Source organism: Candidatus Pelagibacter sp. (assembly GCF_052049815.1).
In the GTDB taxonomy this organism is placed as follows: Bacteria; Pseudomonadota; Alphaproteobacteria; order Pelagibacterales; family Pelagibacteraceae; genus Pelagibacter.
This window is the reverse complement of record NZ_JBNGZG010000016.1, coordinates 1-24654: the sequence shown is the minus strand read 5'-3', so window position 1 is coordinate 24654 and position 24654 is coordinate 1. Positions and strand designations below refer to the sequence as shown.

The following is a 24654-nucleotide window of genomic DNA, read 5'->3' as shown; positions in this document are numbered from 1 at the left end:
ATTTTTTCAAAGAAAAAAAACAAAATGGTTTTTTTTTATATAATAACAAAAAAAAAAAAATTTTTAAAAAAAAAAAACTAAAAAAAATTAAATTTATTTTATAAAAAATTATAAAACCCACACGACTCTAGTTTTAAAAATAATTTAATAAATACTGAGAATATTTTGAAAGTAATGCATAAATTAAAAAAAAAATAATTTTTTATTTTTCTTTATTTATTTTTAAGACTCCAATAAATGCCTCTTGAGGTATTTCAACTCTTCCAAATTGTTTTGATCTAGCTTTACCCTTTTTTTGTTTTTCTAACAATTTTCTTTTTCTATCTGTTGCACCACCACCATGAATCTTGGTAAGGACATCTTTTTTAAAACCCTTAATTGTCTCCCTAGCAATAATTTTACCTCCAATTGCAGCCTGAACAGGTATCATAAAATTGTGTCTCGGAATTAAATCTTTAAGTTTTTCACAAACTTCTCTTCCAGTTCTTTGAGCAAAATCTTTATGGATCATCATTGCTAAAGCATCTACCGGCTCTCCATTTACCAAAATACCTAATTTTACAAGATCACCTTCTCTGTGTTCCATAATTTCATAATCAAAACTAGCATAACCACTTGTCATTGATTTAATTCTGTCATTAAAGTCAAAAACGACTTCATTTAAAGGAAGTTCGTACGATAACACCGCTCTATTTCCTGAATAACTTAGATTAGTTTGAATTCCTCTTTTATCTTGGCAAAGCTTAATTATTGAGCCTAAATATTCATCCGGTGTAATTACTGTGGCTTTTATCCAGGGTTCTTCTATTGATTTTATAAGTGTTGGATCAGGTAAACTTGATGGATTTTGTAAGTCAATAATATCTCCATTATTTAGGTAAACTTTATAAACAACTCCAGGGGTAGTGGTTAATAAATTTACGTCAAATTCTCTTTCCAATCTTTCTGTTATTATCTCTAAATGTAATAATCCTAAAAAACCACATCTAAAACCTAAGCCTAATGCAGATGATGACTCAGCTTCAAATGAGAAACTGGCATCGTTTAACTGCAACTTAGCCAAACCATCTTTCAATTTTTGATATTCAGAACTGTCCACAGGAAATAGTCCACAAAATACTACGGGTTTACTTGGTTTAAATCCTGGTAAAGGCTCAACATCAGGTTTTGAAGAATCACATATTGTATCTCCTACTTTAGTTTCAGATAAAACTTTTATACCTGTAATTATAAAACCTATTTCTCCCGCTTGGAGCTCATCTAAATCTTTTGGCTTTGGTGTAAATACTCCAACTTTTTCAACTATATACTCTCTATTTGTTGAAACCATTTTAATCTTCATGTTTTTTTTTATTCTTCCATTGATTACTCTTATAAGAATTACTACTCCCAAATATGTATCGTACCAACTATCAACTAGTAGACATTTAAGATCTTCGTTAAGATCACCTTTTGGACTGGGCAATTTATTTACTATTTGTTCTAAAATTAACTCTACACCTTCACCTGTTTTGCCTGAACAAGGAACTGCATCGTCTGTTTCGATACCAATCACATCTTCAATTTGTTTTTTTGATCGATCTAAGTCTGATGCAGGCAAATCAATTTTATTCAAAACTGGAATAATTTCATGATCTATATCTAGTGCTTGATATACATTAGCTAATGTTTGCGCTTCTACACCCTGGGTACTATCAACAATTAGAATTGATCCCTCACATGCATAAAGTGATCTGCTTACTTCATAACTAAAATCAACATGGCCTGGGGTATCAATAATATTCAAGATATAATTTTTTCCATTTTTTGCTTTATAATTTAATTTTACAGTTTGAGCTTTGATTGTAATCCCTCTTTCTCTTTCTATATCCATTGAGTCTAAAACTTGTGCTTTCATCTCTCTTTCTGTTAATCCTCCACAGAGATGAATTATTCTATCTGCAATAGTTGATTTTCCGTGATCTATATGTGCAATTATTGCGAAATTTCTTATATGATTGATTGTGCTCATTTAAATTAGGATCTTATTTTAGCACCAGTTTTTTCTTCAACAGATTTAATGATTAAATTATTTAAATCCTCAAGATCTTTATCTTTTAAAGTTTTTTCATCTGACTGAATTGTAACATTTAGTGCTATAGATTTTTTATCTTGTGGAATGTTATCGCCTTCGTAGAGATCAAAAATTCTTACTCTTTGGATTAATTTTTTATCTACATTAGAAATTATTTTAATTAAGTCTTGAGCATCAACTTTTTTATCAAGAATAAATGCAAAATCTCTTTCTGATTTCTGAAAATCAGAGACAGAATATTTTGATTTTTGATCATTTAATGTCTTTTTCGGTTGTTTTAGATTTTCTAAAAAAATCTCAAAACCAACCAAAACATTGGTTTTCATATCGATACTTTTAATAATACTTGGATGTAGTTCTCCAAAGTACGCTGCTACATTTTCTTTACCAGTATTTAAAAATAGTCTTCCAGATTTACCTGGATGATAATAATTGGGAGTCTTGTTATCTATGGCAAACTTTTCTGGATTATAACCTGCCTCAGATAAGGTCTGTATAACGTCTCTTTTGATATCAAAAACGTCAATATCTCTCTCTTTTTCTATCCAAGATAATCTAGATTTTTTTCCTGTACTAACTCCACAAACTACAGTGATCTGATCACCTGGATTTTTTCCTGTAAATACCGGTCCTATTTCAAATAAAGAAATATCTTTATAACCTCTGTCTATGTTCTTATTTAGATACATTGTTAAATTAGAATAGATAGAATTTCTCAAGACACCTAAATCTGAACTAATGGGGTTTACAATTTTGATTTCTCCATTTTCACCTTTGAATAAATTATTAAATTTAGCGTCGGTAAAAGACCATGTAACAACTTCATAATATCCTTTTGATGCCACAGCTCTTTGAAGAAAGTGAAATAACTTTTGAGTTTTATTTAGTGTTCGTTTTAATCTAACTTTTTCAGGCTCAATTGTTTTTATTTTATCGTAACCTTTAATTCTTGCTAATTCTTCAACAACATCTATTGGCTGTAAAATATCTGGTCGCCATGATGGTACTTGAAGCTTTAATAATTTTTTATTTTTTTTAATTTTAAACCCAAGATCTTTCAAAATATTTGTTACTTCAGAACTGGATATTTTCAGTCCCATAATTTTCTCAAATATTTTTTGATCAAAATTAATTTCGGTAGTTTTAAAGCTTTGATTTTTTTTTATTTCTACTTTGCCAATCTCACCACCACAAATTTCTTGAATAAGATTTGCAGATCTAATCAATCCTTCTTCTATTGATAATGGATCAATTCCTCTTTCAAATCGAAACTTAGCATCAGAGTCTATATTTAATTTTTTTGCAGTTTTTCTTGTGACTGTTGGATCAAAATAAGCAGACTCAATTAAAACATTTTTTGTATCCATCTGTGTTCCAGATCTTATTCCACCCATAATACCACCTAGTGCTAATGGACCTTTGCTATCACTAATAACACACATGTTTTCATCTAAATTATAAATTTTATTGTCTAAAGCATCAAACTTTTCACCTTTTTTTGAATTTCTGACTATTAGTTCTTTTTCAATTTTATCAGCATCAAAAACATGAAGTGGTCTATTATTATCAAACATCATGTAGTTTGTAATATCTACGATTGCTGATATCGGTTTTTGTCCAATTGAAATTAATTTTTGTTTTAACCATTCCGGACTTTCAGTATTTTTTACATTTGTTATTAAACAGCTTCCAAAAACTGAACAGGCTTGATTTTTCTCTTTTTTTAATGTGATTTTAATTTTTCGTTTACTCGTAGATTTTATATTTTTTAATTTTATTTCTTTAAACTTTCCAAAACCTGATGCTGCAAGATCTCTAGCAATACCTCTTACACCTAAACAATCTGGTCTATTGGGTGTGATAGACAAATCAATTAAATTTGAGCTTGGTTTTTCAAAATAATTTTTTCCAACTTTCTTTGAATATTTTGATGATGGTAATTCTGTAATCCCTTCACTTTCATCAGATAATTTTAATTCTGATTCTGAACAAAGCATACCATAGGAAATAACTCCTCTTATTTTAGCAACCACTAATTTTAATCCACTTTTAGGTATAACTGCCCCTGGAGGTGCATATATTGTCAATAAACCTTCTCTTGCGTTTGGAGCTCCACAAACAACTTTTTTAATTTCTTTGTCTCCAACATCTACATCACACACTTTTAGTCTATCAGCATCAGGGTGTTTTTCTGTTTTTAGTATTTTTGCAACTTTAAATAAATCTTGTCCTTCAGATAAGCTCTCAACACCTTCTACCTCCAAACCTACATTGGTTAGTTGTTCTAATAACTTTCCCTCAGTTTGATTTGTTTTTAAATGATCCTTTAACCAATCATAAGTTATTTTCATCGACTTAATCCTCTATAATTGGTTGGAACATCTAATGGATCAAAACCAAAATGGTTTAACCACCTGTAATCACATTCAAAGAATGCTCTTAAGTCATTTATTCCATATTTAAGCATTGCAAGTCTGTCAATTCCAATTCCAAAAGCGTAACCTTGGAATTTATCTGGATCAACTTTTACATTTCTTAGAACATTTGGATGAACCATCCCACAACCCAAAATTTCTAACCATTGATCTCCTTCTCCGATAACTATTTTGCCATCCTTAATTTCATAACCAATATCTACTTCAGCAGATGGTTCTGTGAAAGGAAAATGGCTTGGTCTAAACCTCATCTTAATTTTATCAACTTCAAAAAACTCTTTAATAAAATAATTTAGACATCCTTTTAAGTGACCCATATTGATGTCTTTATCTATGTGTAATCCTTCTACTTGATGAAACATTGGTGCATGTGTTTGATCACTATCTGATCTATACGTTCTTCCAGGTGCAATGATTTTAAATGGCGGTTTGTCTTTAAGCATAGTTCTTATTTGCACTGGTGAAGTGTGCGTTCTTAATAATATTTCTTTTTGTTCATCAAGATAAAATGTGTCATGCATATCTCTTGCTGGATGATAATCGGGAGTATTTAATGCTGTAAAATTATTATATTGATTTTCAATATCAGGTCCTTCTTCCACACTAAAACCAATTTCTGAAAATATAGATGAAATTTCATCTATTGTCTGTGATACAGGATGAATTTTTCCTCTTACAATAGGTCTTTCTGGTAAAGTAATATCTACTTTTTCATTTTCTAATTTTTCATTGATTTTTTTTAATTCTAACTCTTTAAGTTTTTCTGAAATAGTGTTTTGTAATTCATCTTTAATTTTGTTCAGTTCAGATGCAAATTGCTTTCTTTTATTCTCATCAAGTGAGCCTAAAATTTTAAATTGAGATGAAATAAGTCCATTTTTTCCAAACAAATCTGATTTTATTTGGTTAATCTGATCTGAGCTTAAATTTTCATTTAGCTTAGATGTATATTCTTCATGAATATTTTTTAAGTCTGACATAATGTTAGATTATTTCCTTAAGAAATAAAAACAATAGAGAAGATTAATTTAAAGCTGATTGTGCTTTATGAACTATAGTTTTAAACGCCTCAGGACTATCATAAGCAATTTCTGCAAGAATTTTTCTATCTATTGTAATTCCACACTTATTAAGGCCATTTATAAATTTAGAGTAAGTTAATCCTTCAGCTCTAACGCCAGCATTAATTCTTTGTATCCATAGAGATTTAAAATCTCTTTTCTTATTTCTTCTATCTCTGTAAGCGTATTGCATCGCTTTTTCCATTGCTTGTTTAGCAACTCTAATAGTATTTTTTCTTCTGCCCCACTGACCTTTGACAGCTTTTAAAACTTTTTTATGTTTTGCTTTACTTGTTACACCTCTTTTAACTCTTGCCATTTTAACCTCTTAAGCTGTAAGGCATGTACGACTTAACAATTTTACCATCTTGTTTTGACAGTGATGTAGTGCCCCGCAATTTCCTAATTTGTGAATTTGTTCTCTTAATCATGCCATGACGTTTTCCAGCTTGTGCAGAAATAACCTTGCCTTTAGCAGAAATTTTAAATCTTTTTTTAGCTGAGCTTTTAGTCTTTAATTTTGGCATAATTGGCGGAGTTATACAAAGAATGATAAATTTTTACAACAATAATATAAGCTTAATTATATGGGTTGAATGACCATAATCATTTGTTTCCCATCAAACTTCGGGTTTAATTCAACTTTTCCTATGTCTTTCATGTCTTCTTTAATCTTATTCATTAATTCATTTCCTAAATGAGAGTGTTGTAATTCTCTGCCCTTAAATCTTATAGTAAATTTAACCTTATCTCCCTTGGCTATAAATTTTTTTGCATTTTTAACTTTAAATTCGTAATCATGTGTTTCAGTTACAGGTCTCATTTTAATTTCTTTTAAAGCGATTATTTTTTGTTTTTTCTTTGCTAAATTTGCTTTTTTTTGAGCATCATATTTAAATTTACCCATATCCATTATTTTGCAAACTGGAGGATTTGAGTTAGGTGCAATTTCAATCAAGTCTAGTCCTTGGCTTTTAGCCATTGAAACTGCCTCACTTGTATTCAGTATACCTAAATTGTTTCCATCACCAGTAATAACTTGAACTTCAGGTGACATAATCCTATGATTTGACCTTGGTCCTCTTTCCTTGGTTCTTCTTTGAAAATAATTTTGTTTGAAATCTGCCACTTAGTTTGAAGATGCTTTATTTAAAGCAGAGTATGTTTTTATAAAAGAATTTAATTCCATATTTTCTTGTTTGTTAGAATCCAATCTTCTAATCGTTACTGAATTAGAGTCAACTTCTTTTTTACCACAAATTAGTAAAAGAGGTACTTTAGCTAGCGAATGATCTCTTATTTTATAATTTAAATTATTATTTTTAGTATCTGTGATTGATGTAATTCCAGAGTGTTTAAGTTTATTAGAAACATCTATTGCATAATCATTAAATTCATCTGAGACTGGTATTACAACTGTTTGTAAAGGTGATATCCAAAAAGGAAATTTTCCAGCATAGTGTTCAATTAGAATTCCAATAAATCTTTCTAACGATCCAAATAAAGCTCTGTGAAGCATTACTGGAATTTTTTTTGAACCATCTTTATCAACATAAGAAGCTCCTAATCTCTCAGGTAAATTTAAATCAACTTGAAGTGTACCGCATTGCCAATCTCTTCCAATTGCATCCCTTAAAACAAATTCAATCTTTGGTCCGTAAAAAGCACCTTCGCCTTTATTAATACTATATTCTAATTTTGAGGCCTTAACCGCATCTAATAAAGATGCTTCAGCTTTATCCCAAACTTCGTCGCTGCCGACTCTCACCTCTGGTCTATCTGCATATTTTAATATTACATTTTCAAAACCTAATTCTTTGTAAATATCTAAAATCAAATTAGTAACGATTAAGCATTCACTAGCTATCTGATCCTCTGAACAAAAAATATGTGCATCATCTTGGGTGAAGGCTCTTACCCTTAATAAACCATGTAGTGCACCAGAGGGTTCATATCTATGAACTTTTCCAAACTCGCTTATCCTTAATGGTAAATCTCTGTAACTTTTTAAACCTTGATTAAAAACTTGTATATGGCCCGGACAATTCATGGGTTTTATTGCAAAAACTTTTTCATCTGGAGTTTCAGATGTGTACATATTTTCTCCATATTTTTCCCAATGACCTGATTTTTCCCATAACAATCTGTCTAAAATTTCAGGAGTATTAACTTCTTTATATCCAGCTTCGTTTTGCCTATTCCTCATATAATTAATTAATTTTTGAAATAGAGCCCAACCTTTTTCATGCCAGAAAACAGAACCTGGACTTTCCTCTCTGAAATGAAATAAATCCATTTCTTTTCCAAGTTTTCTGTGATCTCTTTTTTCAGCTTCTTCTAATCTTTTTAAATAATTATCCAAATCTTTCTGATTAGACCAACTTGTTCCATAAATTCTTTGAAGCATTTCATTATTAGAGTCGCCTCTCCAGTAAGCTCCTGACACTTTCATTAATTTAAAGTATTTTCCAATTTTTCCTGTGGAAGATAAATGAGGGCCTCTACAAAGATCATGCCATTCTCCATGAAAATAAATTGATACATCTTCACCTTCGGGAATACTCTCAATCAATTCAGCTTTATAAATTTCACCTTTTTCCTTAAAATGTTTTACAGCTTTATTTCTTTCCCAAACTTCTCTTTTTGTAATCTCGTCCCTATCTACAATTTCTTTCATCTTTTTTTCTATTTTTTCTAGATCCTCTTCAGTGAAAGGTTCTTTCCTAGCAAAGTCATAATAAAATCCATTATCAATTACAGGACCAATGGTTACTTGAGTTCCTGGAAATAATTCTTGAACTGCCATTGCTGCAATATGTGCAGTATCATGTCTTATAGTTTCTAAGCCTTCTTTATCTTTTGATGTATAAATTTTAACAGAACAATCTTTCTCAATAATATAATCTAGATCTTTTTGTTCACCATCTACGCTAATTATTAACGCTTGTTTAGCCAAAGACTTACTAATCTTTTCAGCTATTTCTAATCCTGTTACTTTTTTTGGAAAACTTAAACTGTTTCCATCTGGTAAGGTGATATTAGGCATTTAATTTAATAATTTTTTATATTCTGAATAAGTAGAAAAACACATTTTTTCAACATTAAATTTTTTTTTGATGTTTTTTCTACCTTCAATACCCATTGTTTTCAACGTGGATTCATCAATATTCAAAACTCTTAAAATCGTTTTGCTCAATGATGAGGGGTTTCTTGATTCAAATAGAAAGCCCGTTTTTTCATCTTCAATAGTCTCTCTAGAGCCACCAATATTACTTGCTATGATTATTTTTTCCATTGATTGCGCTTCTACTGCAACACGACCAAAGGCTTCAGGCTCAATTGATGATGATATAATAATATCTGAAACTTTATAAGCCAAAGCCATATCTTTACAATGATCAATAAATTTTAATTGATTTGTCAATCTATGTTGCTCAGATAATCTGATTAATTTTTTTTTATATAATTCTCTTCCTTGATCGCTGCCAAGGATAATTGCATGAAATGCTTCATAGCCAAGCTCTATATTAACTTTATTTATTGCTTCTATAAATAGTTCTTGTCCCTTCCAAGAAGTTAATCTTCCTGGCAATAAAATTATTTTTTTATTTTTTTTTTCTATACCCCATGTTTTTAACAGTTCATCTTCTTCTTTTTCAAGTTTTGTAGTTGGGTCAAAATAATCAACATTTATACCTCGAAAAATTACTAACATTTTATTTTTGAACTTTAGATATTTTGAATAGTTTTCTTGAATATGAGAAAATATGAAATTTGATCCTGCAATTATTAAATCTGACCTTAACATTACAGAGTTATAGAATTTTTTTAAATTACTTTTAAAATTATAGGTACCATGAAAAGTAGTAACGTACTTTCTACCAGTAAATTTTGTAGCTAGCAAACATGACCAAGCGGGAGCTCTGCTTCTTGCGTGTACAATTGAAATTCTAAATATCAATATTATAAAAATTAAAATTATTGCATTTATCAAAATCAACAGTGGGTTTTTACTCTGAACAGGAAGTCTAATTATTTTTACTTTTTTTTTATCAATAAATTTCAATAAAGGTCCACCACTGGTTACAATATAGGATCCACAATTGTTTTCCGGAAGGTAATGTGCAATGTCATAGCAACCAGTTTCTGCTCCCCCATAACCTAATTTAGGAATTACTTGTAAAACATTAAATTCAGATGCCATTTTACTCATTATAATATATGAGCTATATCATACAAACAATTATGACTAATTTTAGTTTTTACAATACATCAAAAAATACAAAAATAAGATATTTAAAAAATATTTCTAAAAATAAAACTTATATAGTTTTTCTTCATGGTTTTATGTCTGATTTAGAGGGAAAAAAACCTTTATCATTTTTAAAACTTGCCAAAAAAAATAAAGTTGGATTTTTAGCTTTAGAGTATTCTGGGCATGGAAAATCAAGTGGTAAATTTATAGATGGCAATATTTCAAAATGGTCAAATCAAACAAAATTATTAATAAAAAAGATTGTTAAAAATAATAATTTTATTCTAGTTGGTTCAAGTATGGGCGCTTGGATTTCTTTAAATCAATTTAAACACTATAAAAATCAAATTAAAGGTTTTGTTGGTGTCGGCCCTGCACCAGAATTTTTAGAAAATTTAATGTGGAAAAAGTTTCCAAGAAAAATAAAAAATGAAATATTAAAGAAGAAAATAAGCTATATCAAACATGGAAGTTATGAGTATCCAATTACTTTACAATTAATTAAAGATGGAAAAAAAAATAAAGTTCTAAATAAAAAAATAAATTCAAAAATTAAAGTCACAATGGTGCATGGTAGCAAAGATGAATCTGTACCTGTAACTTATTCTAGAAAGGTTTTAAAAGTATTTAGTGAAGCCAAAAAAAAATTAATTGTTATAAAAAATGGAGATCATAGCTTATCAAGTCCAAAAAATTTAAAGATAATTAATAAAGAAATTGAGCAAATGCTCTAACTAACAGCTTTAGTCGAAGGTTTTAAAGTTATAGGATTATCTAACTTATCTAACATTTCTTTTGGACAAACTTGAACAAAATTATCTAGTTCACTGACAAAGTTCTCTAAGATTTTTTTTGTCAAATTAGAATTAGTTTCATTTGAATGTTTTTGTAAAAGATCTTTTAAATATTCTCGCCAATAATTTGTTTCAACGTTTTGCCAAATAATACTCTCTGGATTTGCTTTATTTTCAAATTGTTTATCAATGTCGTAAATAAATGCCATTCCACCAGTCATACCTGCTCCAAAATTATCACCAACAGAGCCTAGAATAACAACTGTACCTCCAGTCATATATTCACATCCATTTGAATCACACCCTTCAATTACTGCGGTAGCACCAGAATTACGTACAGCAAATCTTTCTCCAGCTTGGCCTGCAGCAAATAATTTACCTGATGTTGCACCATATAGAACTGTGTTTCCAATTATTGTATTTTCATTTGATATTAAATTACTTTCCTCTGGAAGCTTTATTGAAATTGTTGCGCCAGACAATCCTTTACCAACATAATCATTTGCATCACCTTCTAAAACTAACTTCAGTCCTTTTAATGAAAAAGCACCGAATGATTGACCAGCTGAACCCTTAAAATTTAAAGTCAAAAATTCCTCTTCTAGTTTTTCGTAACCAAACTTATTGTATAAATGATGTGAAATTCTTGTTCCTACCGCTCTATTTGTGTTTTTTATTGTAAACAATTGATCAACGTCTTCTTTGTTATCTAATTTTTTTTCAATAATAGGCCAAACTTCTTGATCTAGTGTGTCTGGTACTTCATTTATTTCTTGAGTTTCGCAGTATCTTTTATTTTCACCTGGATCTGCCTGCACAAACAAAGGATTAAGATCTAAGTCATCTAAATTTGGAGATGCTTTACTTACTTGCATCAAGAGATCTGTTCTTCCAATTATTTCATTTAAAGACTTAAATCCTAATTCAGCTAAAATTTCTCTTACTTCAGTTGCGATAAAGGTAAATAAATTTACAATTTTATCAGGTGTTCCAGTAAATTTTTCTCTTAATTTTTCATCTTGTGTACATACTCCAACTGGACATGTATTAGAATGACATTGTCTTACCATTATACATCCCATAGCAACCAATGCCGTTGTTGCAACTCCATATTCCTCAGCTCCCATCATTGCAGCCATAACAACATCTCTTCCAGTTTTAATACCGCCGTCTGTCCTCAAAGTTACTTGATGTCTTAAATTATTAAGAGTTAAAACCTGATTTGCCTCCGTTAATCCCATTTCCCATGGAATACCAACATATTTTACACTTGTTTGTGGAGTAGCCCCTGTACCACCATTATGACCGGAAATTAAAATAATATCTGCTTTAGCTTTTGCAACACCAGCAGCAATTGTTCCAACTCCTGATGAAGCTACAAGTTTTACTCCGATTCTAGCTTTAGGATTAATTTGCTTTAAGTCATAAATTAATTGAGCTAAATCCTCAATAGAATAAATATCGTGATGAGGTGGAGGTGAGATTAAAGTTACACCTGGTGTTGAGTGACGTAGTTTTGCAATTTCTTCGGTTACTTTAAACCCTGGTAATTGACCACCTTCTCCCGGTTTTGCTCCTTGTGCAATTTTAATTTCAATTTCGTTACAGTTATTAAGATAATTTACTGTCACTCCAAATCTTGCAGAAGCAATTTGTTTAACTCTTGAGTTTGCGCTATCCCCATTATCTAAAACTTTAAATCTTTTTGCATCTTCTCCACCTTCTCCACTGCATGAAGCTCCTTTGATTCTATTCATTCCCATTGCTAATGTTTCATGAGCTTCTTTAGATAAAGCACCATGAGACATGCTTCCACTACCAAATCTTTTTAAAATATTCTCTATAGGTTCTACTTCAGAAATATCTTTTTTCGGACCTAATTTCTTTTTTCTAAAATCTATTAGATCTCTTAAATTGATTGGAGGTAAGTTATAAATACCCTCAGCATATTTTTTGTAAGCATCATAAGAATTTGATCCAACTGCACTTTGAAGTAAATGAATTAATCGACCTTGATACTGGTGAGTTTCACCATTCTTTCTGTATCTGTAAATGCCACCAATTGGTAATACATTATCAGAATTTTCAAAAGCTTCTTCGTGTATATGTCTTACTTTTTTCTCTATACCTGTTAATCCGATACCTGAAATTTTTGAAACAACTCCTGGGAAATAATCAGATACAATAGTCCTACTTAAGCCTACAGTTTCAAAATTACATCCTCCTCTGTATGAACTTAATACTGAAATCCCCATCTTAGACATTATCTTTAGTAGACCAGCATTAACTGATTTAATGTATCTCTCGACACATTCATCAAAACTGAATTGTCCAAAAAGCTTTTTTTCGTGTCTTTGATATAAGCTATCAAAAGCTAAGTAAGGATTTACAGTTGTGGCTCCCACTCCAATCAACGTTGCGAAGGAATGAGTATCCAAAGCTTCACCTGATTGAACATTTATAGAAACATAACCTCTAAGTTTTTTTTCAATTAAGAAACTATTGATTGCTCCCACACACAACAACATTGGGATTGGAAGTTTTTCTGATGAAATTTCTTTATCACTTAAAATAAGCTGAGTTACACCTTTTCTGACAGAAATTTCTGCTTCTTTTTGAATTCTATCTATTGCATTAGTCAGATTTTCATCTTTTGAAAAAGTGCAGTTTATTATCTTTGAATTTTTACCAAAAAAATTAATAAACTTATCTAACTGTGAATTAGATAAAATTGGAGAGTTTAATACATAAATGTTCTCTTTTGTTAGAGTATCAAAATCTAAAATATTCCCTAAATTTCCAAACCTAGTTTTAAGACTCATTACTTTATTCTCTCTTAAAGAGTCAATCGGTGGATTTGTAACTTGGCTAAAATTCTGTCTAAAAAAGTGGTAAAGAGGTCTGTACTTATCTGAAAGAACAGCTAAAGGTGTATCGTCACCCATTGAGCCAGTCGCTTCTTTTGCGTCTTCAGCCATTGGATGAAGAATTAATTCTATATCTTCTAATGTAATTCCAAAAGCATGTTGTCTTTTTCTTAAATCTTGTCCACTGAAACAATTTTTTTCGTTAGAAATTGATAATTTGTCATCTAAGTCTACAATTTGTGAATTAAAATGTTTGTACTCCTTTGCTAAGTAATCTTTAATCTGCTCATTAGTAAATACTTTGCCTTTTTCAATTCTAACACCAATAATTTCACCAGGACCTAATCTTCCCTTTTCAACAATTCTTTTTTCATTTAATTCAATCATTCCAGTTTCAGATCCTGCAAATAAAAGCTTATCTTTAGTGATTGCATATCTAAGAGGCCTTAATCCGTTTCTATCATTAGCTGCTATTACCCATTCGTTGTCTGTTCCAGCTATAGCGGCTGGTCCATCCCAGGGTTCCATTGTGCTATTTAAAAAATTAAATAATTGTTGATGGTTTTTTGGTAGTGTTTTATTTTTTTTAGACCATGCATCTGGAACTAACATTAGTTTAGCTAAAGGCGCTGGTTGACCTGAAATGTTTAATAATTCAAAAACGTTATCCAATGCAGCAGAGTCTGAAGTTCCTTGCTGAATAACTGGTTTTAAATTGTTCACATTATCGAATAAAGGACTATTCATTTCTTGCTCATGAACTTTCATCCAATTTTTGTTGCCCCTAAAAGTATTAATCTCACCGTTGTGAGCTATCGCTCTAAAAGGTTGTGCTAAATTCCAGCTAGGAGCCGTATTAGTCGAAAATCTTTGATGAAAAATTGCATATCTAGATACAAAGCGTGGGTCTTTCAAGTCTAAATAAAAATCAGCTATCCCTTCTGCTAAAAACATGCCCTTATAAATAATTGACTTAGAACTTAATGAACAAATATAAAAATTGCTTAATGACTGTTTAATAGCTTCATTTTCAATTTTTCTTCTTGTTTCATAAATCTTTCGTTCAAGCTCTTTATTTATTAAGCTTTCATTATTTGATTTAAATAAAACTTGAATTATTTCTGGCATTGTTAAAAGCGCTTTTTCACCCAAAACACTTGGGTTTACTGGTACCTGTCGCCATCCATAAATACTGAAATCATTTTTCGTTAGCTCACTCTCAACTATAGTTTTGCAAGACTCTTGTGCACCATAATCATTTCTTGGTAAAAATATCATTCCGACACAGATTTCTGAATTGTCATGCTGATGACCTGTTACTTCAATTTTTTCTATAAAAAAATCTTTTGGTATTTCTACATGGATACCGGCTCCATCTCCTGTTTTTCCATCTGCATCAACCGCACCTCTGTGCCAAACTGCTTTTAAAGCCTCTATGCCATATTCTACAACTAATCTGGATTTCTTACCCTCTGTTGAAGCTATCACTCCTACACCACAAGCATCATGTTCCATTTCTTCTGAGTATACGTGGTTATCTTTTAATAATTTTTTATTTTTGAAATAATTTTTCATTAAGCAACTTTATTATTTTCAATTAGTTTTGATTGTAAAAATTTTTTTATTGATGCTGCAGCATCTCTTCCATCTTTAATTGCCCAAACAACTAGTGATGCACCCCTTACAATATCACCTGCTGCAAAAACTCCATCTAAGTTAGTTTCTAAAGTGTCAAAGTCAGCTTTAATAGTTCCCCATTGTGTAACTTTTAAGTTAGGGTTACCAAATAAATTGGGTAGATCTTCTGGATCAAAACCTAAAGACTTTATAACCATATCTGCATTTATTTCATAATCAGAACCATCTTTAATTTTTGGTTTTCTTCTTCCTGTCTCATCTGGTTCACCTAATTCTATTTGATCAACTATAATTTTTTCAATTTTATTTTTACCTTTGAATTCTTTAGGTGATGAAAGCCACACAAATTCTACACCTTCTTCTTCTGCGTTAGCTACTTCTCTAGCTGATCCAGGCATATTTTCTTTATCCCTTCGATATAAACATTTTACTGATTTTGCCTTTTGCCTAATTGATGTTCTGACACAATCCATTGCTGTATCTCCTCCACCTATAACAACAATATCTTTACCTTCTGCATTTAATATTCCTTTATCAAAAGCTTCTACTTGATCACCTAAACCTTTTTTATTTGATGCTGTTAGAAAATCCATAGCTGGAAAAATATTATCTAAATCGCTACCAGGAATATTTATTTCTCTAGCTTTGTAAACTCCAGTTGCAATTAATAATGCATCGTGTTTTTTTCTTAATTGATCTAGTGTTAAATCTTTTCCAACTTCAAAATTCAATTCAAATTTTATTCCACTTTCTTTAAGAAGATTAGTTCTTCTTTCTACAACAAACTTTTCTAATTTAAAATTAGGTATCCCGTAAATCAATAAACCACCCGGTCTATCATATCTATCATACACTGTGATTTGGTATCCATCTTTTCTTAACTGTTCAGCAGCTGCTAACCCAGCAGGTCCTGCACCTATAATTCCTATACTTTGTTTTTTTTCGTTTGTGACTTTAATTGGTTTAACCCAACCTTGTTCCCAAGCATTATCTGTAATATATTTTTCCATTGAACCAATGGTAACTGTCCCATGACCAGATTGTTCAATTACACAGTTACCTTCACATAACCTATCCTGGGGGCAAATTCTTCCACACACTTCTGGCATGTTATTTGTGCTTTGAGATAATTCGTAAGCTTCTTGAAGTCTTCCTTCAGCTGTTAATTTTAACCAATCAGGAATATTATTGCTTAGAGGACAATGAACTTGGCAAAAAGGCACTCCACATTGAGAACACCTGCTTGACTGTAATTTTGCTTTGTCCGATATAAATTCATCGTAGATCTCGTTAAAATCATCTTTTCTACTATTTACATCTCTTTTAGGTGGAGTTTGTTGACCTATTTTTACAAATTTTAGCATTTTTTCTGACATAAAAACCTTTGAATTGGGCAACATATACTTTGAAAAATCAATATAAAGTAAAATAAAGGTCAATATTACTGTCTTATATTAATCGTTTTTTATTGAAAAATAAAGAAAATTTAAATTTTGCATACCTAATATGCTTAAATTGTATTGTTGTTATTAAATTTTTATAAGGTACGAAAATTTTAAATGTTAGAAAATATAATAGAAATTTTTATTCTATCTCTAATTCAAGGTGTATCAGAATTCCTTCCGATTAGTTCATCTTCACATTTAATAATTGTCTCAACGTTGTATGAGTTCAAATCTAGCTCTCTTCTAATTGATATTAGTCTTCACCTTGGTTCTTTGTTTGCAATACTGTTCTTTTATAAAACTGATATTTTTAATTTAAAATCTAATAAAAAATTTATCTCTTTAATTTTTTTTGGTTCAATACCTTTGATCATATTTGGTTTTATTGTTTATATAACAGGTCTTATTGAACTTTTACGAGACGTTAAGATAATTGCTTGGACAACTATTTCTTTTGGAATTTTACTATATTTTGCAGATAAAAATAAATTAGAATTATCAATGAATAAAGAATTACCAATCAAATCGATTTTAATTATAGGTTTGTTTCAAATATTATCATTAATCCCCGGTGTTAGTAGAGCGGGTATAGTTATTACGGGTGCAAGATTTTTAAAATATAACAGAATTGACTCTGCAAAAATATCTTTTTTATTATCAATACCAGCTTTATGTGGAGCTAGTGTTTTAAGTTTTAATGACATTCTAAAACAAAGTATTGATTTTAATTATCTAGTTATCTTAGCTATAGTCTTATCATTCTTTTTTTCTTTCATTACAGTGAAGTTTTTTCTAAAATTTATAAAGAAATTTTCTATGAATATATTTGTTGTTTATAGAATTGCTTTAGGTTTGGTTCTGCTTTTTTTGGTTTATTAAAGGAACAAGTTGTGAAATTAAAACTCCACACAGGATAAATATACAGCCCAAAATATTATTTATTTCAAGAATTTGACTCAAAATAATCCATGCAGCTATGGTTGCAAAAACTCCTTCTAAAGAAAATATAATTGCTGCAGGTGCTGGAGAAATATTTTTTTGTGCATAAATTTGCAAAACAAATGCAAAACCACCAGACAATACGCCTGCGTATAAAATTGGTAATATTTCCTTAAATATATTTATTAAGATAAATTCTTCATATATTAAGCCTACAACAAAAGATAACAACGCTACAATCATTGTTTGTGCAGCACCTAAAGTTAGAGGTAAATTAAATTTTTTAATAAATATATCAGTGTAAATGATATGAAAACTCCAAAATAGCGCTCCTAAAATTACTAAACTATCTCCAAGTCTTACAGTTGCATCAAAAAAATTAGTTAACAGATATCCTCCAATTAAACATAAACAAACTGAAGGCCAAACACTCCAATGAATTTTTTTCTTTCTGAATAGGAAAACTATAATCGGAACAAGTGGAACATAAAATATTGTAAAGAAAGCCGCATTTGCAACGTCTGTGTATAACAGTGCGACTTGTTGCAAAGCTGAACCAAAAAATAATGAAAACCCAATTATAATAGTTAGTCTTAGTAGTAATTTTTTATCCTTCTTAAATTCAAAGCTATATTTTTTTGTTTCAAAGAGAAAAACCAATGGAAGAATTGCCAGAAAGCCTACAAAAAATCTTACAGCGTTAAATGTAAATGGACCAATATTATCCATTCCAGTGTCTTGGGCAATAAATGTTGTCCCCCAAATAAAGGTACACAATAAAGCACTCAATAAAGATATTGATTTAGACATTTAAACCGCAAGCTTATATGCGAAATTTTTACCAAGATTTTCTTTTAAATCATTATTGAACCTTGCTGCTTCAGCACCATCAATTATTCTGTGATCGTATGATAAAGAGATTGGTAGAATTGTTCTTACTTCAAACTTTCCATTTATAAATTTTTGTTTTTTTTCTGCTTTACCAATTCCTAGAATGGCAACTTCTGGATAATTGATAATTGGTGTAAAAAATGAACCACCAATACCTCCCAAACTTGTAATAGTCATAGATCCACCAAATAATTCTTTTTTATCAATTTTGAGATTTTTACATAATTCACTCAAATTTTTAAGCTCTTTAGCTATGTTAGATATGCTTTTATTGTTAGCATTTCTTAATTTAGGTACCATCAAACCATGTTTGGTATCAACAGCAATACCTATGTGAAAATATTTTTTTAAAGTCATTTTTCCATTTTCAATCTCATCAATTGAAGAATTAAAACTAGGAAATTTTTTTAATGATGTAGTAAGCGCTTTAACAATAAATGCTAATGGTGTTATCTTTTTTTTTTCTCCAGTGTAAATGTCGGTCAATGAGGATCGAAAGTTTTCTAGTTCAGTTATGTCAGCTTCATCATGATTTGTTACATGAGGAATATTAGACCAAGAGTTTGACAGGTAAGTAGATGCTAATTTTTTTACACGAGGAATATCTTTTACTTCGATAGACCCAAACTCATCATGTTGAAATTCTAATTCTAATTTCTTATCTTTTTTATCTTCATAATGTAAACTGTTATTTCCTGATGAAATAAAATTCTTTATATCAGTTTCATCTACTCTTCCTTTTAGTTGACTACCTTTAATTAAATTAATATTAACACCTAATTCTCTCGCAAACTTTCGAGTTTTTGGTGATGCTAAAGCAATTACCCTCTCTGCATTTATTTCTACTACTGAGCTTGGTTGTATTTCTTTGATTTGTTTTTGACTTCCTTTTTCCTCTTTTTTTACTTCAATATTTTTTGATGGTTTTTCATAAGATTTGGTATTTTTTTCAATTTGTAAAATATTGTCTCCTTCTGAAACTTTGTCACCAATTTTTAAGTTAAGCTTAATAATTTTACCATCTACCGTACTAGGAATTTCAACACTAGATTTATCACTTTCAATTGTTATTAATGGATCATTTTTTTTAACCTCATCACCCACTTTAACTAAAACTTCAATTACCTCCACATCTTTAAAATCTCCTATGTTTGGAACTTTTATTTCAATTTGTGACATTATAATTTTGTTGGGATTTTTTTGTCTGGGTTTATTTTATATTTTTTTATCGCATCTGCTGCATATTTAGATGCAATAAGTTGCTCTTTAGAAAGCACACTTAAACCATATGCAACTATATGCTCTTTATCTACTTCAAAAAAATTTCTTAAATTTTTTCTGGTATCACTTCTTCCAAAACCATCAGTGCCTAATGAATAAAAGCTTTTATTTACATAGGGTCTTATTTGATCAGAATTTGCTCTCATATAATCAGATGCTGATAAAATAGGTCCTTCAGTCTTTCCAAGACATTTTTCAACATAAGAGATCTTTTGATTTTTATCAGGATTAAGCAGATTGTATCTTTCAGTTTCCATTCCATCTCTTCTCAATTCATTAAAACTTGTAACGCTCCAGATTTCACTATCTATTTGATATTCTTTTTGAAGAATTTCTGCTCCAGCAATCATTTCTCTCAAAATCGTTCCTGAACCTAAAAATTGAATTTTTGTTTTCTTGTGTTTGTTAAATTCTTTTATTTTATACATGCCTTTCAATATTCCCTCTTCACATTCTTTATTTTTAGGAATAGCTGGATGAGGGTAATTTTCATTCATTGTAGTAATATAATAAAAAATATTTTCTTTTTTTTCATGCATTCTTCTTAAACCTTCCCGGAAAATTATGGCTAACTCATAATGATACGTAGGATCATAAGAAATACAGTTTGGTATAGTAGATGCCATTAAATGGCTGTGCCCATCTTGGTGTTGTAAACCTTCACCTGCTAATGTTGTTCTTCCAGCAGTAGCGCCAATTAAAAAACCTCTTGATTGACTATCAGCGCCAGCCCAAGCTAGATCTCCAATTCTTTGAAACCCAAACATTGAGTAAAACAGATATATAGGAATCATTTCAATATCATGATTTGTATAAGAAGTGCCTGCTGCAATCCAAGATGACATTGCACCAGCCTCATTGATACCTTCCTCTAAAACCTGACCACTTTTATCCTCTCTGTAAGAACTTAGTTGAGCAGAATCTTCTGGTTCATATTTTTGGCCTTCATGCGCATAAATTCCAATTTTTTGAAAAAAACCTTCCATTCCAAAAGTTCTTGCCTCATCAGGAATGATTGGAACTAATCTTGGAGCAACATTTTTATCTCTCAATAAACTTGTCAACATTCTAACCAAGGCCATTGTTGTAGACATTTCTTTTTCACCTGTTGACACTTTCATATTATCAAAAATATTTTTTGGAGGTGTCTTAATTATTTTTGCATAACTTGTTCTTTCTGGAATATATCCTCCTAAAAGTTTTCTTCTTTCTTTTATGTATTTTATTTCAGGTGAACTTTCTTTAGGTTTATAATATTCAATATTTTTTACTTGTTCATCGGTCAAAGGAACATCAAACCTATCTCTGTAATACATTAAATCATCTATATCTAATTTTTTAGTCTGATGTGTTGTATTTACGCTTTCTCCTGATTTTCCCATTCCATAACCCTTAATAGTTTTTGTAATAATAACTGTTGGCTTACCATTACTTTTCATCGCTTTATCGTAAGCTGCATAAACTTTGTGTGGATCGTGACCACCTCTATTTAATCTCCAAATATCTTTATCTGACATACTTGAGACAAGATCTAATGTTTCAGGATACTTGCCAAAAAATTTTTCTCTCACATATGCACCATCTCTTGCTTTCATTGCCTGATATTCACCATCAACGGTTTCATTCATTGCTTTTACAAGATGACCAGATTTATCGTTTGCTAATAGTTGATCCCAATATGATCCCCAAATAACTTTAATTACGTTCCACCCAGCCCCTCTAAAAATACCTTCAAGCTCTTGAATAATTTTTCCATTTCCTCTTACGGGTCCATCTAGTCTTTGAAGGTTACAATTTACTACAAAAATTAAATTATCTAAATTTTCCCTGGAAGCTAAACCAATAGCACCAAGGGATTCAGGTTCGTCCATTTCTCCATCACCTAAAAAAGCCCAAACTTTTCTTCCTTCATCTTTGATTAAGCCTCGATTGATCAAATACTTCATAAATCTTGCCTGGTAGATTGCCATCATTGGACCAAGACCCATTGATACAGTAGGGAACTGCCAAAAATTTGGCATTAACCATGGATGTGGGTATGAAGATAATCCGCCAGGTTTCACCTCTTGTCTAAAAGAGTCTAATTGTTTTTCATTCAATCTTCCTTCAAGAAAAGCTCTGGCATACATACCAGGTGCGCTATGACCTTGAAAGTAAACCAAATCTCCTCCAAATTTATCATTTTTTGCTCTCCAAAAATGATTCATTCCTACATCATAAAGCGTTGCTGCAGATGCAAAAGTTCCTATGTGACCACCTAGTTCAGGAAACTTCTTGTTAGCACGAACAACCATTGCAGCTGCATTCCATCTTATGAAAGATCTTATTTTTCTTTCAATATTTTGATCTCCGTTTGATTTTTTTTCCTCACTAACTGGAATAGTATTTATATAAGGGGTGTTTTGCGTATATGGAATATTTGCACCTTCCATATATGCTTTGTTGATTAATTCTTTTATAAGATAGTGAGCTCTCTGATTACCTTGTGTTTGTATCACAGCAGTAAGTGATTCTATCCAATCTTGTGTTTCTAAAGGATCATTGTCACTCTCATTAATTACTTGAATAATCTCAGATTTTTTATTTTCATAATTACTTCGATCAACATTATCATTTAGACTTTTTTCTGAGACTTTATTTTCTTTAGAAATTGCTTTTTCTGCTTCCTGTATCAAACTTTCTGTATTTTTTGGAATTTCATTTTTTTTTGTATTTTTGTTTTGATAATTTAGAGTTAACAAGACATCACCCTTGGATACTTTATCGCCAACTTTAATATTAATTTTTTCAATTATTCCAGTTAATGTTGATGGTATTTCAACACTGGATTTATCACTCTCAATTGTTACAACAGGATCATTTTCATTAATTTGGTCTCCTTCTTTTACAAGTAATTCAATTACCTCTACATTTTCAAAATCACCTATATCTGGAACAATTAATTTCTCTGTCATTTTTTAAAATATATACACTGTAATTTTTAATTGTGTCTAAATTTAACACAATATGTACAATTTTCTGACAATCTTTGTCTTCAAAATAGGATTATGATTAAAAACTTAATAAATAAATTAAGAAAGATAAATAATAACACTTTTGACGCTAAATTTTGGATACAAAAAAATTTATTAGAAAAAAAATATAAAACTATAATTTTTAGATAGATTACAGCTATATTCTTTCAAGACACATTGCTATACCCATGCCTCCCCCAATACAGAGTGCGACACATCCTCTTTGAACATTTCTTCTTTTCATTTCATGAAGTAAAGTAACAGTAATTCTTGCTCCTGAAGCACCTATTGGATGCCCTAAAGCTATAGCACCTCCATTAACATTAACTTTTTCATAATCTAAATTTAACTCATCAATAACAGCAATACTTTGTGCTGAAAATGCTTCATTGATTTCAAACAAATCAACATCGTTGATGTCCCATTTAGCTTTTTTTAATGTCAACTTAATTGCATCTATTGGTCCTAAACCCATTAATGATGGTTCAACACCAATCGAGCTCCAAGCAACTATACTTCCTAAAGTTTCTAAATTCTTATATCTTGCAATTTCATTAGTAGTTAGAATAACTCCTGCAGCTCCATCGTTAATACCAGCAGAATTTCCAGGAGTAACCGTTCCATTTTCCTCAAATACTGTTTTTAATTTTTTGAGATCATTTAAATTTAAGTTTAATCTTGGGTGTTCATCTTTTTCTAAAATAGTTTTTTTATTTTGATCACAAATTTTTGTTATTTCATTTTCAAATAGTTTATTTTCAATTGCGTATTTCGCTTTTATTTGTGAATTTAAAGCAAATTCATCTTGTCTTTCCCTAGATATTTTAAACTTTTTAGCAATATTTTCAGCTGTTACGCCCATGTGATAATCATGAAAAGCATCAATTAAGCCATCATTAATCATTGTATCTTTTAAATTTTTTTCAATTAATTTTTCATTATCTCTATAAAAAATTGAATGAGGAGCTTTTGACATATTTTCTTGACCACCAGCTATTACAATTTTTGAGTCACCTAAGATAATTGATTGATATCCAGAAATAATTGCTCTTAAACCTGACCCACAAACTTGATTTACAATATGAGCTGGTTTAGAAATTGGTACCCCAGCATTAATTGAAGCTTGTCTAGCTGGATTTTGCCCTGATCCAGCAGTCAAAACTTGACCTAAAATTACTTCATCAATTTCGTTAAAAGATAAATTGGATAATCTTATCAATTCTTTTATTATCACAGAGCCAAGTTTGTCTGCACTAAAATTCTTCAATGATCCCTGAAAAGATCCAATTGGTGTTCTAACTGCATTAGCAATAACTACTTTTTTCATAAGTTTTTTCTAATAGTTTTAGTACCAAATTACACTATAGTTACTTTATATAAAATTAAATTAAAGATAATATGCGCCTGTAGCTCAATTGGATAGAGCGCTTGGCTACGGACCAGGAGGTTCTGGGTTCGACTCCTAGCAGGCGCACCAAAGATGAAGAATTTAAAAAAAATAAATCTTTTAACAATAAGTGTAATTTTAATTTTTTTAGTAATTAATGATTTTTTTTACAACGTTTATTACATTTCGAAAAATAGTTTTAAAGAAAGAATGAGTTATCATTATGGATATTGTTATAAAAATGGATTCGGTTTTATTGATGATATTGTAAATCAATACAATATAAAAAATAATATCAATGTTTATAATACATTAATCACTCCAAGTAGTAATTGGTTTTTTTACAATTCTAATTCTAAACATGAAAAAAATAAGATTATTGTTTTAAATTATAAAAAAAATTCAACAGAAAACTCAATACTTGCTATCAAAATTAACACCAACATAGATGGAAAGTATAAAGTAATTAAAAATTTTGAAAATTGTTACTTTTTAGAAAGAAAAAATGATTGAGTTGGTAAATATAATATATCTTATTTTCTCAATACTATTGTTATGTCATTTTCCATTTAC

At 30.1% G+C, this 24654-nt stretch carries 17 protein-coding genes and 1 tRNA gene; 4 read left to right on the top strand and 14 right to left on the bottom strand.

Going from position 1 to position 24654, the window contains the following annotated elements:
• Positions 1 to 202: 202 nt before the first annotated feature.
• Genes lepA through ACTT9D_RS04315 form a run of 8 tightly spaced genes read right to left on the bottom strand, consistent with a single transcriptional unit; the run spans position 203 to position 9783 of the window.
• Positions 203 to 2011, bottom strand: a complete 1809-nt coding sequence (lepA, locus tag ACTT9D_RS04350) for a translation elongation factor 4 (protein ID WP_440930596.1) — start codon at positions 2009 to 2011, stop codon at positions 203 to 205.
• Positions 2012 to 2016: 5 nt separating this feature from the next.
• Positions 2017 to 4425: a phenylalanine--tRNA ligase subunit beta gene (gene pheT, locus ACTT9D_RS04345; RefSeq protein WP_440930595.1), complete on the bottom strand. Its 2409-nt coding sequence runs from the start codon at positions 4423 to 4425 to the stop codon at positions 2017 to 2019.
• Entirely contained in the window at positions 4422 to 5489 is a 1068-nt protein-coding gene (pheS, locus tag ACTT9D_RS04340; protein ID WP_440930594.1) for a phenylalanine--tRNA ligase subunit alpha, read from the bottom strand. Before pheS ends, pheT begins: the two co-directional genes overlap by 4 nt.
• 43 nt (positions 5490 to 5532) lie before the next feature.
• Positions 5533 to 5889, bottom strand: coding sequence for a 50S ribosomal protein L20 (gene rplT / locus ACTT9D_RS04335; protein WP_014953845.1), 357 nt, complete (start codon positions 5887 to 5889; stop codon positions 5533 to 5535).
• A gap of 1 nt (position 5890) precedes the next feature.
• Positions 5891 to 6097 (bottom strand): 50S ribosomal protein L35, encoded by a 207-nt coding sequence (rpmI, locus tag ACTT9D_RS04330; protein ID WP_014953846.1) that lies wholly within the window; start codon positions 6095 to 6097, stop codon positions 5891 to 5893.
• Between the two features lie 56 nt (positions 6098 to 6153).
• Positions 6154 to 6699: a translation initiation factor IF-3 gene (gene infC, locus ACTT9D_RS04325; RefSeq protein ID WP_440930593.1), complete on the bottom strand. Its 546-nt coding sequence runs from the start codon at positions 6697 to 6699 to the stop codon at positions 6154 to 6156.
• On the bottom strand, positions 6700 to 8616 hold the full coding sequence (gene thrS / locus ACTT9D_RS04320) for a threonine--tRNA ligase (RefSeq protein ID WP_440930592.1): 1917 nt from the start codon (positions 8614 to 8616) through the stop codon (positions 6700 to 6702). It lies immediately after the preceding gene.
• The gene (locus ACTT9D_RS04315; RefSeq protein WP_440930591.1) at positions 8617 to 9783 is read right to left on the bottom strand and encodes a glycosyltransferase family 4 protein; all 1167 of its coding nucleotides are present in this window, start codon (positions 9781 to 9783) and stop codon (positions 8617 to 8619) included. It abuts the gene before it with no gap.
• 32 nt (positions 9784 to 9815) lie between these two features.
• Here ACTT9D_RS04315 and ACTT9D_RS04310 point away from each other — a divergent pair, with 32 nt between their 5' ends.
• The gene (locus tag ACTT9D_RS04310; protein WP_440930590.1) at positions 9816 to 10559 is read left to right on the top strand and encodes an alpha/beta hydrolase; all 744 of its coding nucleotides are present in this window, start codon (positions 9816 to 9818) and stop codon (positions 10557 to 10559) included.
• On the opposite strand, the gene gltB is transcribed toward ACTT9D_RS04310, so the two are convergent.
• Together gltB and ACTT9D_RS04300 are read right to left on the bottom strand one after the other, a co-directional pair.
• Entirely contained in the window at positions 10556 to 15061 is a 4506-nt protein-coding gene (gltB, locus tag ACTT9D_RS04305) for a glutamate synthase large subunit (protein WP_440930589.1), read from the bottom strand. The genes ACTT9D_RS04310 and gltB overlap by 4 nt on opposite strands.
• On the bottom strand, positions 15061 to 16500 hold the full coding sequence (locus ACTT9D_RS04300) for an NAD(P)-dependent oxidoreductase (RefSeq protein ID WP_440930588.1): 1440 nt from the start codon (positions 16498 to 16500) through the stop codon (positions 15061 to 15063). Before ACTT9D_RS04300 ends, gltB begins: the two co-directional genes overlap by 1 nt.
• A 183-nt stretch (positions 16501 to 16683) precedes the next feature.
• On the opposite strand from ACTT9D_RS04300, the gene ACTT9D_RS04295 reads away from it, so the two are divergent.
• A complete protein-coding gene (locus ACTT9D_RS04295) occupies positions 16684 to 17448 on the top strand; it encodes an undecaprenyl-diphosphate phosphatase (RefSeq protein WP_440930587.1) in 765 nt (254 codons plus the stop codon).
• On the opposite strand, the gene ACTT9D_RS04290 is transcribed toward ACTT9D_RS04295, so the two are convergent.
• From ACTT9D_RS04290 to ACTT9D_RS04275, 4 genes are all read right to left on the bottom strand, one after another.
• Positions 17416 to 18318, bottom strand: a complete 903-nt coding sequence (locus ACTT9D_RS04290) for a DMT family transporter (protein WP_440930586.1) — start codon at positions 18316 to 18318, stop codon at positions 17416 to 17418. The two genes, ACTT9D_RS04295 and ACTT9D_RS04290, sit on opposite strands and share 33 nt — an antisense overlap.
• Positions 18319 to 19578: a 2-oxo acid dehydrogenase subunit E2 gene (locus ACTT9D_RS04285; protein ID WP_440930585.1), complete on the bottom strand. Its 1260-nt coding sequence runs from the start codon at positions 19576 to 19578 to the stop codon at positions 18319 to 18321.
• On the bottom strand, positions 19578 to 22634 hold the full coding sequence (gene aceE, locus ACTT9D_RS04280; RefSeq protein WP_440930584.1) for a pyruvate dehydrogenase (acetyl-transferring), homodimeric type: 3057 nt from the start codon (positions 22632 to 22634) through the stop codon (positions 19578 to 19580). The genes ACTT9D_RS04285 and aceE overlap by 1 nt, the downstream gene beginning before the upstream one ends.
• 217 nt (positions 22635 to 22851) lie before the next feature.
• Entirely contained in the window at positions 22852 to 24021 is a 1170-nt protein-coding gene (locus tag ACTT9D_RS04275; protein WP_440930583.1) for an acetyl-CoA C-acetyltransferase, read from the bottom strand.
• A gap of 73 nt (positions 24022 to 24094) precedes the next feature.
• Between ACTT9D_RS04275 and ACTT9D_RS04270 the strand changes: the two genes are divergently transcribed.
• Positions 24095 to 24171: transfer RNA gene (locus tag ACTT9D_RS04270), tRNA-Arg, on the top strand.
• Positions 24172 to 24174: 3 nt separating this feature from the next.
• Positions 24175 to 24594 (top strand): hypothetical protein, encoded by a 420-nt coding sequence (locus ACTT9D_RS04265; RefSeq protein WP_440930582.1) that lies wholly within the window; start codon positions 24175 to 24177, stop codon positions 24592 to 24594.
• The last annotated feature ends 60 nt before the right edge of the window (positions 24595 to 24654 follow it).

Bases quoted from the DNA above. Each gene is read 5' to 3' on its own strand.
- lepA (WP_440930596.1), bottom strand. From the start codon at position 2,011: ATGAGCACAATCAATCATATAAGAAATTTCGCAATAATTGCACATATA.
- pheT (WP_440930595.1), bottom strand. From the start codon at position 4,425: ATGAAAATAACTTATGATTGGTTAAAGGATCATTTAAAAACAAATCAA.
- pheS (WP_440930594.1), bottom strand. From the start codon at position 5,489: ATGTCAGACTTAAAAAATATTCATGAAGAATATACATCTAAGCTAAAT.
- rplT (WP_014953845.1), bottom strand. From the start codon at position 5,889: ATGGCAAGAGTTAAAAGAGGTGTAACAAGTAAAGCAAAACATAAAAAA.
- rpmI (WP_014953846.1), bottom strand. From the start codon at position 6,097: ATGCCAAAATTAAAGACTAAAAGCTCAGCTAAAAAAAGATTTAAAATT.
- thrS (WP_440930592.1), bottom strand. From the start codon at position 8,616: ATGCCTAATATCACCTTACCAGATGGAAACAGTTTAAGTTTTCCAAAA.
- ACTT9D_RS04315 (WP_440930591.1), bottom strand. From the start codon at position 9,783: ATGAGTAAAATGGCATCTGAATTTAATGTTTTACAAGTAATTCCTAAA.
- ACTT9D_RS04310 (WP_440930590.1), top strand. From the start codon at position 9,816: ATGACTAATTTTAGTTTTTACAATACATCAAAAAATACAAAAATAAGA.
- gltB (WP_440930589.1), bottom strand. From the start codon at position 15,061: ATGAAAAATTATTTCAAAAATAAAAAATTATTAAAAGATAACCACGTA.
- ACTT9D_RS04300 (WP_440930588.1), bottom strand. From the start codon at position 16,500: ATGTCAGAAAAAATGCTAAAATTTGTAAAAATAGGTCAACAAACTCCA.
- ACTT9D_RS04295 (WP_440930587.1), top strand. From the start codon at position 16,684: ATGTTAGAAAATATAATAGAAATTTTTATTCTATCTCTAATTCAAGGT.
- ACTT9D_RS04290 (WP_440930586.1), bottom strand. From the start codon at position 18,318: ATGTCTAAATCAATATCTTTATTGAGTGCTTTATTGTGTACCTTTATT.
- ACTT9D_RS04285 (WP_440930585.1), bottom strand. From the start codon at position 19,578: ATGTCACAAATTGAAATAAAAGTTCCAAACATAGGAGATTTTAAAGAT.
- aceE (WP_440930584.1), bottom strand. From the start codon at position 22,634: ATGACAGAGAAATTAATTGTTCCAGATATAGGTGATTTTGAAAATGTA.
- ACTT9D_RS04275 (WP_440930583.1), bottom strand. From the start codon at position 24,021: ATGAAAAAAGTAGTTATTGCTAATGCAGTTAGAACACCAATTGGATCT.
- ACTT9D_RS04265 (WP_440930582.1), top strand. From the start codon at position 24,175: ATGAAGAATTTAAAAAAAATAAATCTTTTAACAATAAGTGTAATTTTA.